The sequence below is a fragment of the Bogoriella caseilytica genome, assembly GCF_003752405.1.
GTDB lineage: Bacteria > Actinomycetota > Actinomycetes > Actinomycetales > Actinomycetaceae > Allobogoriella > Allobogoriella caseilytica.
Genome location: NZ_RKHK01000001.1, coordinates 889,451 through 904,069 on the forward strand (window position 1 = coordinate 889,451; position 14,619 = coordinate 904,069).

At 70.0% G+C, this 14,619-nt stretch carries 14 protein-coding genes; 3 read left to right on the plus strand and 11 right to left on the minus strand.

The annotated features are described in order from the left end of the window. The first annotated feature begins 107 nt into the window (after positions 1-107). Positions 108-1,118: a DUF4349 domain-containing protein gene (locus EDD31_RS03985; protein WP_123303008.1), complete on the plus strand. Its 1,011-nt coding sequence runs from the start codon at positions 108-110 to the stop codon at positions 1,116-1,118. Positions 1,119-1,270: 152 nt separating this feature from the next. Next, positions 1,271-2,464, plus strand: coding sequence for a Fic family protein (locus tag EDD31_RS03990; RefSeq protein WP_123303009.1), 1,194 nt, complete (start codon positions 1,271-1,273; stop codon positions 2,462-2,464). Positions 2,465-2,471: 7 nt separating this feature from the next. Here the strand turns inward: EDD31_RS03990 and lysS are convergent, their stop codons facing one another. Further along, complete coding sequence (gene lysS, locus EDD31_RS03995) at positions 2,472-4,025, minus strand: lysine--tRNA ligase (RefSeq protein WP_211336050.1); 1,554 nt, start codon at positions 4,023-4,025, stop codon at positions 2,472-2,474. A gap of 109 nt (positions 4,026-4,134) precedes the next feature. Here lysS and EDD31_RS14960 point away from each other — a divergent pair, with 109 nt between their 5' ends. After that, the gene (locus tag EDD31_RS14960; protein WP_123303011.1) at positions 4,135-4,542 is read left to right on the plus strand and encodes a TM2 domain-containing protein; all 408 of its coding nucleotides are present in this window, start codon (positions 4,135-4,137) and stop codon (positions 4,540-4,542) included. A gap of 61 nt (positions 4,543-4,603) precedes the next feature. Here the strand turns inward: EDD31_RS14960 and EDD31_RS04005 are convergent, their stop codons facing one another. From EDD31_RS04005 to tilS, 10 genes are all read right to left on the minus strand, one after another. Beyond that, positions 4,604-5,314 carry a Rossmann-like and DUF2520 domain-containing protein gene (locus EDD31_RS04005; protein ID WP_123303012.1) on the minus strand — a complete coding sequence of 237 codons (711 nt, stop codon included), beginning with the start codon at positions 5,312-5,314 and terminating at the stop codon, positions 4,604-4,606. Then, on the minus strand, positions 5,311-7,158 hold the full coding sequence (locus EDD31_RS04010; RefSeq protein ID WP_123303013.1) for a PH domain-containing protein: 1,848 nt from the start codon (positions 7,156-7,158) through the stop codon (positions 5,311-5,313). Before EDD31_RS04010 ends, EDD31_RS04005 begins: the two co-directional genes overlap by 4 nt. Continuing rightward, positions 7,155-7,889 carry a PH domain-containing protein gene (locus EDD31_RS15100; RefSeq protein WP_342768015.1) on the minus strand — a complete coding sequence of 245 codons (735 nt, stop codon included), beginning with the start codon at positions 7,887-7,889 and terminating at the stop codon, positions 7,155-7,157. The genes EDD31_RS04010 and EDD31_RS15100 overlap by 4 nt, the downstream gene beginning before the upstream one ends. Before the next feature lie 88 nt (positions 7,890-7,977). Continuing rightward, positions 7,978-8,454 carry a DUF3180 domain-containing protein gene (locus EDD31_RS04020; protein WP_170163175.1) on the minus strand — a complete coding sequence of 159 codons (477 nt, stop codon included), beginning with the start codon at positions 8,452-8,454 and terminating at the stop codon, positions 7,978-7,980. Continuing rightward, entirely contained in the window at positions 8,451-9,374 is a 924-nt protein-coding gene (gene folK / locus EDD31_RS04025; RefSeq protein WP_123303015.1) for a 2-amino-4-hydroxy-6-hydroxymethyldihydropteridine diphosphokinase, read from the minus strand. Before folK ends, EDD31_RS04020 begins: the two co-directional genes overlap by 4 nt. Then, entirely contained in the window at positions 9,371-10,177 is an 807-nt protein-coding gene (gene folP, locus EDD31_RS04030; RefSeq protein ID WP_211336051.1) for a dihydropteroate synthase, read from the minus strand. The genes folK and folP overlap by 4 nt, the downstream gene beginning before the upstream one ends. Positions 10,178-10,181: 4 nt before the next feature. After that, a complete protein-coding gene (folE, locus tag EDD31_RS04035; RefSeq protein ID WP_123303016.1) occupies positions 10,182-10,790 on the minus strand; it encodes a GTP cyclohydrolase I FolE in 609 nt (202 codons plus the stop codon). After that, a complete protein-coding gene (ftsH, locus tag EDD31_RS04040; protein ID WP_123303017.1) occupies positions 10,790-12,883 on the minus strand; it encodes an ATP-dependent zinc metalloprotease FtsH in 2,094 nt (697 codons plus the stop codon). The genes folE and ftsH overlap by 1 nt, the downstream gene beginning before the upstream one ends. A gap of 35 nt (positions 12,884-12,918) precedes the next feature. Continuing rightward, entirely contained in the window at positions 12,919-13,470 is a 552-nt protein-coding gene (hpt, locus tag EDD31_RS04045) for a hypoxanthine phosphoribosyltransferase (protein ID WP_123303018.1), read from the minus strand. Positions 13,471-13,536: 66 nt separating this feature from the next. After that, positions 13,537-14,592, minus strand: coding sequence for a tRNA lysidine(34) synthetase TilS (gene tilS / locus EDD31_RS04050; RefSeq protein WP_123303019.1), 1,056 nt, complete (start codon positions 14,590-14,592; stop codon positions 13,537-13,539). Positions 14,593-14,619: the final 27 nt, after the last annotated feature.

The window sequence follows — 14,619 nt, forward strand, 5'->3', positions numbered from 1 at the left end:
GCACGGGCGACCGAGCACTCCCAGGCCTCTCCCAGCGCCCGGCCAGGGAAATTGCGGGAGATTGTGGAGCGCCGCAACACCCTGCCCCCGGCGAACATAGGTGGGTTATGAAACTGACCATGCGTGTTCTCATTGCCGTCCTCGCGGTTTTCGCGCTCGCTTCCTGTTCCTCGGGATCCGACTACAGCGGTGGCATCGCTGATGATGCCGCCCCTGCTCCTGAGCTCGACGAGGCCGAGGCCGACAGCGGCGATGACGCCGGCGGAGGGCCCGGCGAGTCACCGAGTGAGGACCGGATGGTCATCACGACCGCGGAAGCCGAACTCATCGCCGACGACCCGGCGATCACGATCGACGACATCGCCCGCCAGGCCGAAGCGCTCGGTGGCCACGTCGAGGCACGCGACCAGTGGGCCGACGACGATGGCAGGGTGGATAGCGCCAGCATCACCGTGCGAGCTCCCGCCGAGGACTTCGGCGACCTCACCGACGGCCTGGACGACCTGGGCGAACTCGTCTACTTCACGCAGAGCGCCGTGGATGTCACCGGCACCGCCCGCGATCTCGATGCGCGAATCACCGCCGCGCAGACCTCGGTGGACCGGTTGCTGGACATCATGACCGAGGCAGACAACACCTCGGACCTGATCACCATCGAGACCACGCTCTCCGAGCGCCAGGCACAGCTCGAACGTCTGCAGGCCGAGCGGAACCGGCTCGGGGATCAGGTCTCCCTGTCGACCCTGTCGGTCCACGTGACCAGCGAGCCCTCCGCCGAGGTCCAGGCCGACGGCTTCCTCGGTGGCTTGCAGAGCGGTTGGGCCGCGCTGATCGGCTTCGTCAATGGCGCGCTTGTGGCCGTCGGAGCGCTGCTGCCCTTCGTGGTGGCCCTCGGTGTGCCGGTGCTGCTGCTCGTCGCACTGCTGCGCCGGCGTTCTCGTAGGCGGCGGGCCGAGCTTGCGGTCGGGCCGGCGGGGTACGCGGCGCCGGGTGGGGCACCTGCAGCGCCGGTTGCCGCACCCACAGGACCAGTGCCGCCCGGCGGCGCCCCCGACGAAGGGCCCACCAGGGATGGCGCCGCGCCAGGCCCCGCCGAACAGCACCACACCCCAGACTGAACCAGGACACGCACATCCCAATCACCAGCGACCCCAGCGGCGATGACCTTGGCCGTGGCGCACCCATGATCACCCGGAGGTCATACACCTCCACGCTCGCTTGTATGAGAAACTCTCATAACTCATACAAATCGAGGCGGTGGTGATGAGCTATGGAGCAAAGCCAGTGGCCCGAGACCACCTATGAGCGCCGTGCTTTCGTGCCGTCTGCGAGCACCGCGTGGGGCGTGCGCGCTGGGCTTGGCCGGGCCCCGATCGACTACGACTCCGCCGTCCCACCACTGATCGCCAAGGAGCGAGTCACGCTGCCCGCAAGCGTCGTCCGGGCGGCGGAGGAGGCCACACAGGAGCTCACGAGATTTGACGCCGAGAACGGCTCGCACATCCGGTCCTTTGCTCCGGTACTGCTGCGATCAGAAGCGGCCTCGTCGTCCCAGATCGAGAACCTCACCGCTTCTGCCCGGGCGATCTTCAGCGCCGAGCTCGGCCTCAAGCGGAGCCGGAACGCCGAACTGATCGCCGCCAACACCCGAGCAATGCAGGCGGCGATCGACCTCTCCGAGGCGGTGGACGCCTCGTCGATTCTCGCTATGCACGAGGTCCTGATGAGCCAACAGCCGCGTCACGCTCCCGGGCAGTGGCGCGACGAAGCAGTGTGGATCGGCACGCGGAGCGACTCCCCGGCAGGGGCGGAGTTCGTGGCGCCCTGGCATGAGAGGGTCCCCGCGCTGATCGATGACCTCGTCGCCTTCGCCCAGCGCACCGACGTCTCACCCTTGCCACTGGTGGCGATCGCGCATGCCCAGTTCGAGACGATCCACCCCTTCACCGATGGCAACGGGCGGACCGGCCGTGCCCTGGCGCAGTCGCTGCTTCGCCACCTCGGCGTCACGCGTTCGGTGGCTGTTCCGGTCTCCGCTGGGCTACTCGCTGACATCGAGGGATATCACCGCGCTCTGACCGCATACCGTGACGGCGCGCCCGAGCAGATCGTGCTGGCCTTCGCGCGTGGGTCCCTCCGCGCCGTCGCCAACGCGCGAATGCTCATCGAGGACATCGACGCGATCCGCGAGTCCTGGAACGACAGGCTCAGCGCCCGGCGGAACAGCAACGCATGGCGAATCCTCGATGAGCTGGTCTCCCAGCCCGTCATCACCGCGGCGTCGATCGCGGACACCCTCGGTATCGAACGCACCAATGCCTATCCGCCCTTGAGGGCTCTCGTGGAGGCCGGCATCCTGCGCTCGAAGGAGGAGCATCGGCTCGGGCCGTTCTGGCGCAGCGACGAGATCCTCGAAGCCATCGATCGCTTCGCCGAACGGGCCGGGCGCCGTGAACGGCGGTGAACCCGCCTCAGCGCTGCTTGACCAGCGGGAAGGGGATGGTCTCGCGGATGCCGCGGCCGGTCACGGCCATGAGCAGGCGGTCGATGCCCATACCCATACCGCCCGAGGGGGGCATGCCCTGTTCCATGGCCTCGAGGAAGTCCTCATCGAGCACCATGGCCTCGGGGTCCCCCGCCGCCGCGACCAGCGCCTGCGCCTCGAAGCGCTCGCGCTGGACCACCGGGTCCACCAGCTCCGAGTACGCGGTGGCCAGTTCGAAGCCGCGCACGTAGAGGTCCCACTTCTCCACCACGCCCTCCTGCGTGCGGTGCGCGCGGGTCAGCGGTGAGGTGTCCACCGGGAAGTCCCGCACGAAGGTGGGTTCGTAGAGGTCATCGCCCACCAGGTGCTCGAAGAGTTCCTCCACGAGCTTCCCCGGCGTGTAGTGCGGGGCGACGTCCAGCTCGAGACGCTCGGCGTGGCGCACCAGGTCCCCACGGGAGGTGGCCGGGGTGACCTCTTCTCCGAGGGCCTCGGACACAGCCGGGTAGAGGCTGATGGAGCGCCACTGCCCGCCGAGGTCGTACTCGCTGCCGTCGGCCAGCGTCACCGTCGTGGAGCCGAAAGCATCCTGCGCGGCCTGCTGCACCAGGTTGCGGGTCAGCTCCGCCATGGTGTCGTAGTTGCCGTAGGCCTCGTAGGCCTCGAGCATGGCGAACTCCGGGCTGTGCGAGGAGTCGGCGCCCTCGTTGCGGAAGTTCCGGTTGATCTCGAAGACCCGCTCCACTCCCCCCACCACGGCGCGCTTGAGGAAGAGCTCCGGCGCGATGCGGAGGTAGAGCTCGACGTCGTAGGCGTTCATGTGCGTGGTGAACGGGCGTGCCGAGGCGCCGCCGGGTTGGATCTGCAGCATCGGGGTCTCGAGCTCGAGGAAGTCGCGGGCATCGAGGTTGGCACGCAGCGACTTCACCACGGCGGCCCGGGTGCGGATCATCTCGCGCGCGGCCGGCCGCATGATGAGGTCCAGGTGGCGGCGGCGCACCTGCCCCTCCTCGGAGAGCGCCACCTGCTCGCCTGCTGCGTTCTCGTAGGTCTTGGGCAACGGGCGCAGCGCCTTGGCCGCGAGACGGTAGGAGCGCCCCTCGGCGTCCGGACCGGCGAAGACGGAGAGCTCACCGCGGCGCGAGGAGATCACTCGGCCGTGGACGAAGAGATGGTCCCCGAGGTCGACGTCGGTCTTGAAGGCACCGAGCGCCTCCTCCCCCACCTCGGCCTTGGAGAGCATGGCCTGCAAGCGTTGGCCGTCGCCGTCCTGGAGGGTGACGAAGCAGAGCTTGCCAGTATTGCGCAGGTACATCACCCGGCCGCTGACGCCGACGACCGTCTCGGTCTCCTCACCGGCTTCCAGGTGCGCGAAGTCGGCGCGGACCGCCGCGATGGTGGTGGTCAGCGGAAGGGTGACCGGGTAGGGGTCGATGCCCGCCGCCAGCAGCCGCGCGCGCTTCTCCGCGCGGACTCGAACCTGCTCGGGAACGTCCTCGTGCTCGGGGGCTGGCGCGGCGGCGGAAGTCTGCTCGGTCACCGGCCCAGGGTACTCGGACACCTCTGATGCCGAGGATCTGAGTTCGATGCGGGGCGAGTAATCTGATGATGTTCGCGATCTCGACGCTCTCAGCCGAAGGGCCACCACGATGACCATCCCCACCCCGGGGCAGCCCGGTCCCGACCAGCCAGGCGTCCAGGCGAGCGGGCCGCAGCCCGGCTACGGCCAGCAGCCCGGGTACAGCCCTGCACCTGGCTACGGGCCGCAGCCCGCGTACAACCAGTACCCCGGCTACTCGGCCCAGGGTGCCTATAGCTCCCCGGGATACGGGTTCCATCCGGGGTACGGGCCGCCGAAGAACCACATCGTGGCCGTCGTGCTCTCCATCCTGCTGGGCGGGTTCGGCGTCGACCGTTTCTATCTGGGCCACGTCGGCCTGGGGGTGGCCAAGCTACTGCTCAGCTGGCTCACCTTCGGGGTGTGGTGGCTGATCGACGTCATCCTGATCGCAGCCAAGGCCACCGAGGGTCTCAAGCAGATCAACTGGGAACAGTAGTCCCACAGCCTCAGGGCTCAGGTCTGAGCCCTGAGGCCCCTTCACGGCGTCCTGCCGTCAGCTACTGACTGCGGCGGAGCGTGCGGTCCAAGGCGGTGGTCAGCAGCGGGGTCAGATGCGGCCCAGGGTCGGCGATACCCAGGGACTCCAGCGCGTCCATGGCCTGGCTGGCGGCTGCCGCCACGGCGTCGGTCGCCCGCTGCACTGCTTCGGCGTAGGAGGGCCGGTCGGCCTCGGCGACCACGACTGGTTCGCCTCCGAGCTCCACCACCAGCGCCTGAGCGATGGGGAGCACCGGACTCGCCGCGGTGACGGCGAACGGAGCGCCGGTCAGCCTCGTGAGGTCCATCGAGGTTCCGGTGAACGTCATGGCCGGATGGATGGCCAGGGGGATGGCGCCTGCGGCCGCAGCCGGCGCCAGGACCGCCACGCCCTGCGGACCGGCGGTGTGCACCACGAGCTGGCCGGCCTGCCAGCGGCCGAGACCGGCCAAGCCGTTGACCAAGCCGGGGAGTTCGTCCTCAGGCACGGCGAGCAGGACGAGCTCGGCACGTTCAACGACCTCCTCGACGTCCAGCACGGGCACGCCGGGCAGCATCAGCTCGGCGCGCTCCCGGCTCTCCTCCGAGACGGCCGAGACTCCTACGACGGCATGCCCCACCGCACGCAGGGCACTGCCCAGCACGGCACCAACGCGCCCGGCGCCCACCACACCGATGCCGAGACGGCCTGCCCGTTGCTCGGGCACGAACGGGTCTGGGCCGAGCGTCATTGGGGCGGAGCAGGCGGGCGGAAGCGCTGATCCCCCGCCCGGTCAACGGGCCGGTCGGGCGCCGAGCCCGGCGGCGGACCTGAAGCAGCCGGCGGACCTGAAGCAGCCGGCGGACCTGAAGCCAGCGGGCCGGAGGCAGCCGGCGGACCTGAGGCAGCGCTCGGCTCCGCCGCAGCATGCACCGCCTCTGGGCTCCCGGCGGCCGGCACCGGGATCTCTCCACCGGGCCGCGGGACCTCATCCGCCTCAGCCGGTAGTCCCAGCTGCTCTGCCGCCTTGTCGGAGGAGAACTCATCGGCGCCGGGCACGCCCACGCGCTTCATCCACTCCTCCGGGCCCTCGGCGTGACGGGCCGTGCGCGCGCGCTCGGCCTGCTCCATGATCACCTCGCGGGCGAGGATCTCGTCGAGGTGGCGCGCCATCGGCGTCACGGGGCCCTGGACGGACTGCGGCACGATGTTGGCGATACGGAACCGTCGCTCGAGCGGACCCTGGGTGAGCTGCAGGGACTGGGTGCGCTCGTGCGGCACCACCACCAGCGAGCGCACGAAGCGCCCCGAGCGGATCAGCATCGCGGTGCCGGTGATGCGCAGTCCATTGCGCCGCCAGGTGAAGGGATCGAGCCAGATCGCGCGCCGCGGCGTGTGCCAGTAACCCCCGGCATCGCCGTCGCCTTCGAGCGAGGCATCGAGCAGGGCCTCGATCTCCTCCTCCCCGAGATCGGGGAGCACGAGCCACAGGGCGGTCAGAGCCTCTCCGCGTGAGCCCACCGAGAGCAGAATCGTCTCGCGGGCCGAGTTCTGCTGGCCCGCCTCGCCCAGGCCGTACCCGGCGATATTGACCTTGACCCGCCACCATCCCTTGAGCCGCCAAAGCAGCCCCTGGCTGAGTTCCACAGCCTGCACGCGACCGGGTGGGATGGTCTGCGAGCGGGTCTCCAGCAGGCCGGAATGGATCCGGATGCCATCGGGCGAGATCGCGGCCCGGAATCCGAACTCCCCGGCGAAGCGGCCCCACAGGTAGATCGCCCAGCCGATAACCGCCCAGCCCCAGCTGAACATGGCGCCCACTCCGCCGAAGTCGGAGCCCTTGACGGAGAGGATGACGAAGAAGATGACGAAGGCGACGATGACGATGCTGACCACGATCAGCGAGGGCGAAAGCAGCAGCGAACCCACGAGACGCCCTGGCGGGACCCGTAGCAGTTCGCGTTCGGGGGCGGCCTGCGCGAACCGTCCAGCGGCCGGCTTGGCTTGGCCCTGCGGTGCCCCCGCGGGAGCGCCGCCGCCGCCCTCCGGACCGGAACCATCTGGCGCGTCACTCGCACCCGCGGCGGGTTCGTCGTCGACCACGCCGGCAGCGCGCGCCAGGATCTCGTTGCGCAGCTCCTGCGCTTCGGACTCCTTCAGGTAGCTGATGACGACGTTCGACTCCTGGCCACCCGCGGACTCGACCTTGACCTGGGCCATACCGAAGATCCGGCCGATCAGCGGCTGGACGATGTCCACGGCCTGGATGCGCACGAGCCGTGCGTGACGCTGCTGCTTGAAGAGGATGCCCTGGTGCAGGTCGACGGATTCTGCCGTCACGGCAAACCGGCGCTTGGTCCACGCCAGGTAGGAAAGCCCCAGCGAGAGCGCGACGATGACGAAGAGCACGACGATGGGCACGAGGATGACCCACACGAGCGAGCCGTCAGCGAACTCCCGGATCAGCTGGATGCCGCCCTGGCCCAGCTGCCAGAGCACGAGGACCGCGAAGACGGCGAGACCCTTCCAGGCCTCGACCACGGGGGTGATCTTGTGGACGCGGCGCCACTGGGGCTCCGGGTGGGGGGTGCTCACAGGCCCGCCAACCGTGCCTCGCCACGTTCGGTGAGCCGGTCACGTAGTCGGGCGGCCTCCTCCGGGGGCAGTCCCGGAATGGTGGCGTCGGTGGCGGCAGAAGCGGTGTGCAACTTGACCTGGGCGACTCCGAAGGCGCGATCCAGCGGGCCAGCGTTCACATCGACGAACTGCATCCGGCCATACGGGACGATCGAGAGCGACTTGAACAGGATGCCCTTGCGCACCAACAGATCCTCGTCGGACTCGGCATAGCCGATCGCACGCACCTGCCTCGGGATGAGGAGGAACGCCCAAACGATGAAGATCAGCAGCACAGCCGGCGCGATCCACACCCAGCCGCCGAAGATGATGGCAGGGATGAGGGCACCGAGGAAGGGGATGCCGAGCCAGACGGCGGTGGAGATCAGGCGCACCGAGGTCAGCGACGTCGACACGGGGGCGAAAGCAACGCCAGGCGGCGCGAAGGCCGAACTGTGGCCCTGGTCGGATTCGCTGGCGTGCGGCGACGGCGGGGTGCCACCCGGCCGCTGCAGCGGCCCGGTCGGCGGCTGCTGGTGTGGCGCACTCGGCAACGGCGGCGGTCCCTGCGGCGGCCCACCCTGTGGCGGACCACCCTGCGGGGGCCCGGCTAGGTGCTGGCCCTGCTGCGCGGGTGCGGGCTGCTGCGCGGGCCCGTGGGGGCCCGCGGGAAAGGCCGGGCCGCTCGGAGGCTGTCCTGATTCGCTCACCTGCGCATTGTGACAGACGGACCGGACACCACACCTCTCGGCCTACGGTGCGCGCGCCTTCCCGATCGTCGCGGGAGTGCCAGGTCCGTCAGGAGGTGGGCGCGGACGCCCCGGGGCCGGGCTCGTCGTCCTCGGGGCTGACCTCACACCAGCGCTCCACGAGCATCGCCACGCCGGACATGACCGCCGCACCCACCAGGGCTGCCGCTGCGGCGATCAACTGCTGACGGGGTGCCGGTGCACTCAGGTTGTCCAGCGTGAGCAGCGCCTGGCCGGCGTAATAGCCCACGCAGCCCGAGCCCACCAGCGCCGCGGACTTGGCCAGGACCACCACTCTCGACGCGCCGATCGGGGTCAGGAAGCTCTCCTCGCGGGCAATGAGCCGTCGCACGGCCCGGCCCAGCCACAGCAAGACGATGCCGAGCACGATGAAGGGCGCCGCCGAGACCGGCGAGACCGGCACGCCGTGGCCGCCCCGGGCCTGCAGGTTCGCCAGGACGAAGAAGGTGATCACGCCCGCGAGCACCGCGATCAGGACCAGGGTCTGCCACCGGGTGCGGCTCACGCCCACTCCTCGGCAAGCCATTCCAGATCGGCGTGGTCGGGCGCGGATGCGGCCAGCTCCGCCACCGGGCCACCGTGCGGCCCTGGCAGCACAGCCTCCGGATCCAGCCGCGCCCACGGGGCCAGGACGAAGGCCCGCGCGTGGGCCCGCGGATGCGGCAGTGTCAACGTCGGATCGCCCTGCTCGATGTCCCCCATCGCGACGACGTCGATGTCGAGCGTGCGCGCGCCCCAGTGCTCGGCACGGCGGCGTCCGTGGGCGTGCTCGATCTGCTGCAGGCACGCCAGGAGCGTACGCGGACCGAGCGTGGTGGTACCGGTCACCACGGCGTTGAGGTAGTCCGGCTGAGCTTCCTGGTCCTCGCTCAGCACCGCCTTGGTGCGGGCCAGCGGAGAGACGCCGCTGAGGTGCACACCCAGTTCATGGCGCAGTTCGCGCACCACGTCACGGAGCGTCGCTCGGGCGTCGCCGAGATTCGCTCCGAGGGAGAGCACGATCGGTACCGGCTCCGGCGCCGGGGAGTACCCCGAGCGAGGCCGCTCGGCCCGGCCGAGCTCTTGGGAGGCCCGCTCGCGCCGGATAGCCACCGAGACGTCCGTGAACTCCACCGCGATCGGCGCACGGGGCTTGTGCACCACCACCTCGGTGGCCTGGACCACCGGCCACTGCAACACGGCTGTGGCCACACGTTCGGCCACGGTTTCGATGAGATCCACGGGCTCGCCGGCCAAGATGCCGACCACCGCCTCGGCGACCTCGGCGTAGTTGACCGTGCTGGACAGCTCGTCGGTGGCGGCGGCCCCGGGAACGAGGTCGAGCACGACGTCGGCGATGAAGATCTGGCCGCTCTCCCGTTCGCTCGCCAGCACCCCGTGGTGACCTTCCGCGCGCAGTCCGGTCAGGGTGATGCGGTGGCTCATCGGTGCTCCCTCCAGGTGGCTGCTACGCGGACGGCATCGAGGCTGGCAGGAACACTGTGCACCCGCACCCCCCAGACGCCGGCGGCAGCGGCCAGCGCGGTGACCGCCGCCGTGGAGTTGTCGCGGTCACCCGGCTGGGCGCCGGAGCTGACGTCGTCGAGGAATCGCTTCCGGGAGGCACCGATCAGGAGCGGGTACCCGAGGCTCGTGAACTCCTCGAGGTGGGCCAGGATGCGCCAGTTGTGCTCCGCCTGCTTGGCGAACCCCAGCCCCGGATCGACGATGATCACCTCAGGTGACACTCCGGCCGCGAGCGCGGCCTGCAGCATTCCGGCCAGCTCAGCGCGCACCTCGGCGACGACATCCTGGTAGACCGCCAGGTCGTTCATGGTCTCCGGGGTGCCGCGGCGGTGCTGCAGCACATACCGGGCGCCGCTGCGGGCGATCACACCGAAGATCTGCGGATCCGCCTGCCCCCCGGAGACGTCGTTGACGATCCGCGCGCCGGCGTCGAGGGCGGCCTGGGCCACCGCGGCGCGCGTGGTGTCCACCGAGATCTCCGCCGACGGTGCGGCATTGGACAGCGCCTCGACCACGGGCACGACACGCTGGATTTCCTCGGCGACCGGGACGGTCGCCGCGCCCGGGCGGGTGGATTCACCCCCGACGTCGATGATGTCGGCGCCCTGAGCGAGCATCTCCTGGCCCCGGGCCACGGCCGATGCGGTGTCCGCCCAACGACCGCCGTCGGAGAAGGAGTCGGGGGTCACATTCAGTACCCCCATCACCAGCGTGCGGGGCATCGCGCTATCCCTTGAGCAGGCTCATGGCCTCGGCGCGGGTGGCGGCGTTGCGCAGCTGCCCCCGCACGGCCGAGGTGACGGTGGCCGCCCCGGGCTTGCGCACACCCCGCATCGACATGCACAGGTGCTCGGCCTCGATGATGACGATGACACCGCGGGCGCCGAGGCGATCCACCAGCGCGTCTGCCACCTGGGTGGTCAGTCGCTCCTGCACCTGCGGGCGGCGGGCATAGCCCTCCACCAGGCGGGCGAGTTTGCTCAACCCGGTCACCCGCCCCGTGGCATCGGGGAGGTAGCCCACGTGCGCCACTCCGTGGAAGGGCAGCAGGTGATGCTCGCACATCGAATAGAGCGGGATGTCCCGGGCGAGGATCATCTCCTCGTGGCCGAGGTCGAAGACCGCCTCCAGATGGTCGGCCGGATCCTCCGCCATGCCGGCGAACATCTCCGCGTAGGAGCGAGCCACCCGGTCCGGCGTGCCGGACAGCCCCTGACGGTCGGGATCCTCCCCGATCGCAGTGAGCAGATCTCGCACGGCACGGCGCACCCCCTCCGCGTCATAGCGTCCCGGCTGCGGCGCTCCGGCATCAACGGTTCCCGGTGTGCCACTCATCAGGAGGCTCCGGGCTCCGTGGGCCGGAAACGCTCGTCGTCCCCAGCGCCCCCGTCGCCGTCACCGACCGCGGAAGCGCCATGGCCCGCGCCGGGGCCCACTGAGGTCTCCCCCGCGACCGCGATCTGATCCTCCGGGGGTGCCTGCTCCGTGTCGCCGCGCTCCCGCTCGGCCGGGCCGATCACCGGGGGACGATCCGAGACCGGGCGCTCGGGCGCGGAGAGCCAGACCGGGCGCGGATCACGCTTGACCACCGGCTCGAAGATCCGCGCGATCTCCTTCTCGTTCAGTGTCTCGTGCTCCAGGAGCTCCAGCACCAGGTGATCGAGCACATCGCGGTACTGGTTCAGGATCTCCCAGGCCTCCTGGTGGGCGGCCTCCAACAACGCGCGCACCTCACTGTCCACGGCGGCGGCCATGGACTCGGAGTAGTCGCGCTGGTGACCCATGTCGCGGCCCAGGAAGGGCTGGTCACTGGACTGGCCGAGCTTGACCGAGCCGACGGTGGCGGTCATGCCGTACTCGGTGACCATCTTGCGGGCGATCGCGGTGGCCTTCTCGATGTCGTTCGAGGCGCCGGTGGTGGGGTCGTGGAAGACCATCTCCTCGGCCACGCGCCCGCCCATGGCGTAGGCGAGCTGATCGAGCAGCTGGTTCCGCGAGGTGGAGTAGCGGTCCTCGGCCGGCATCACCATCGTGTAGCCCAGGGCGCGCCCACGCGGCAGGATCGTGACCTTGGTGACCGGGTCGGTGTAGCGCAGGGCCGCGGCGGCGAGCGCGTGGCCGCCCTCGTGGTAAGCGGTGACCTTCAGTTCCTTCTCGTTCATCACCCGGGTGCGCTTCTGGGGCCCCGCCATGGAGCGGTCGATGGCCTCGTCCAGGGCGCGGTCATCGATGAGCTGGGCGTTGGAGCGCGCGGTGAGGATCGCGGCCTCATTGAGCACGTTGGCGAGGTCGGCTCCGGTGAAGCCCGGGGTGCGCTTGGCCACCAGGTTCAGGTCCACGTTCGGGGCCATGGGCTTGCCCTTGGCGTGCACCTGCAGGATCGCGGCGCGCCCGCGCTGGTCCGGTGCTTCGACGGCCACCTGGCGGTCGAAACGGCCCGGGCGCAGGAGCGCGGGATCGAGGACGTCGGGCCGGTTCGTCGCCGCGATGAGGATGACGTTCGCGGTGGCGTCGAAGCCATCCATCTCCACCAGGAGCTGGTTCAGGGTCTGCTCGCGCTCGTCATGGCCACCGCCCATACCGGTGCCGCGGTGGCGGCCGACGGCGTCGATCTCGTCGACGAAGATGATGGCCGGGGCGTTGTTCTTCGCCTGCTCGAACAGGTCGCGCACCCGCGAGGCACCCACACCCACGAACATCTCCACGAACTCCGAACCGGAGATGGAGAAGAAGGGGGCGCCGGCCTCACCGGCCACGGCGCGGGCCAGCAGGGTCTTGCCGGTTCCGGGCGGGCCGAAGAGCAGCACACCCTTGGGGATCTTCGCGCCGAGAGCCTGGAACTTCTCCGGTTCGGCCAGGAACTCCTTGATCTCGTAGAGCTCCTCGACGGCCTCGTCCTCCCCGGCGACGTCGGCGAAGGAGACCTGCGGCGTCTCCTTGGAGACCATCTTCGCCTTGGACTTGGCGAAGCGGGCCATCCCGCCACCGCCCTGCATCCGCGAGAGCAGGAACCAGAACAGCGCGATGAAGATGATGAAGATGATGATCATCGGGAGGAAGGACGCCAGGAAGGACTGGGTCGGCACCTCCGAGTCGTAACCCTCCTCGGGCTCGGCCGCGACGATGGCGCTGACCACCTCATCGCCCTGGTGGTAGACGTAGTAGAACTCGACGTCGGTGCCGCGGTCGATCTCGACGTCGTCCTCGGTGATCACATACGGCTCGGAGAGCTTCATGCGCACCCGCTGCTGGCCGTTGGTGATCACGACCTGCTCCACCGTGCCGGACTCGAGCAGCTCCAGACCCTCGGAGGTGTCGATGCGTTCCGTCCCGGCGCGCCCGAGCAGGGACCAACCCACCGTGACCAGCAGGAGGACCACGAGGATCCAGATCAGGGGGCCGCGCAGCAGCTTCTTCATCGCGTTCATCGCCGTTAGCCTATGTGTTTCCGCAGTTCCCGGGTTTACGCGTACACGTGCGGGGCGAGAGTGGCCACGAAGGGCAGGTGGCGGTAGCGCTCGGCGTAATCCAGTCCGTAGCCCACCACGAAGGCCTTGGGGATGTCGAAGCCCACGTAACGCACGTCCACCTGGACCTTCGCGGCCTCCGGCTTGCGCAGCAGAGTGGCTACGTTCACCGAGGCAGGGCCGCGCGAGCGCAGGTTGTCCACCAGCCAGGACAGGGTGAGGCCGGAGTCGATGATGTCCTCGACGATCAGGACGTGCTTGCCGGTCAGATCGGCATCGAGGTCCTTCAGGATGCGGACCACACCGGAGGACTTGGTGCCCGAGCCGTAGGAGGAGACCGCCATCCAGTCCATGGAGGCATCGGTGTGCAGCTTGCGGGAGAGATCAGCCATGACCATGACCGCGCCCTTGAGCACGCCGATCAGGAGCAACTCCTTGCCGGCGTAGTCGCGGTCGATCTCGGCAGCGAGTTCGGCCAGCTTGTCCTGGATCTCGCTCTCGCTGATCAGCACCTTCTCGAGGTCGGTGCCCATGTCCTGTGCGTCCACGTCTCTCCAGCTCGTTGTCATGGCGGTCGGTGCGGGTTCCGGGTGCTGCGGCCCCGGAGCGCGGCGCTAGGTGGTCTCGTGCTCGGAACGGCAGAGGATCAGCCTGCCACAGCCGCGGTCGGTGCGGATCCGTCGTGCGGTGATCCCGCCCGGAAGCGGAATCGGCCCCTGCCCGTGATAACGCATGAGGAGGCCCTCGAGTTCGTCCACGTGCACCGCGGCGAGGGCACTGGAGCTGGCGCCGGCCTGCAGCGCGGCCGCGTGCAGGGCACGCGTGCGCAGGGCCGGGTGCGCGGCGGTCAGGGTCTCGACGTCGAGACCGATGCCACGCTCGTCGGGGCGCTGCGCCGCATCGAACAACTCGGCGGCGAGGTGGTCCAGGAGGTCCGCGTCGCGGGCGAGCTGCCTGGCGGTGCGGGCCAGTGCCTCGGGAACCCCGGGGCCCAGCGCCTGGGTCAGGGCCGGCAGTGCCGTGGCCCGCACGGCTGCGCGTCGCAGCGGGCTGCCATCGGCGGCTCGCCAGGGGCCGTCGGGCTCATTGGTCTCATCCCGGTCGGGAGTGAGGCCCAGCGCCCGGCAGATGTCCTCGGTTTCGCCGCGCCGGAGTTCCAGGAAGGGGCGGCGGTAGTGCCCACGTCTGAGGGGAATCCCGGCCAGGGAGCGCGCGCCGGAGCCCCGGGCCAGGCGCAGCAGCACCGTCTCGGCCTGGTCGTCGAGGGTATGTCCCAGCAGCACGGACTCGGCGCCATGCTCGGCGGCAGCGGCCGACAACAGCGCATAGCGCAGCTGCCGCGCCGCGCCTTCCGGGCCTGAACCGGCGTCGAGCCGAGGTTCGCCCGGGCTCGCGCGGCGCACCATGACCGGATCCAGGCCGAGTTCCCGGCACTGCTGCGCAGCGCGTTCGGCCACCTGCGCTGAGCCCGGTCGCAGGCCGTGGTCGACGATGACGGCACCGGCCTGCCAACCATCGCGCCGCGCCACGAAGGACGCTGTCGCGGCGAGCGCGAGGGAATCGGCTCCACCGGAACAGGCCACCAGCACGAGGGCTCCCGGGGCGAGATCCGTGAGCGCTCCGCGGAGCTCGCGGCGAGCGCGCGCCACGGCAGGTGCCGGGCCAGCCACGATCAGCGCTCCCGGGTCAGTGGGCCA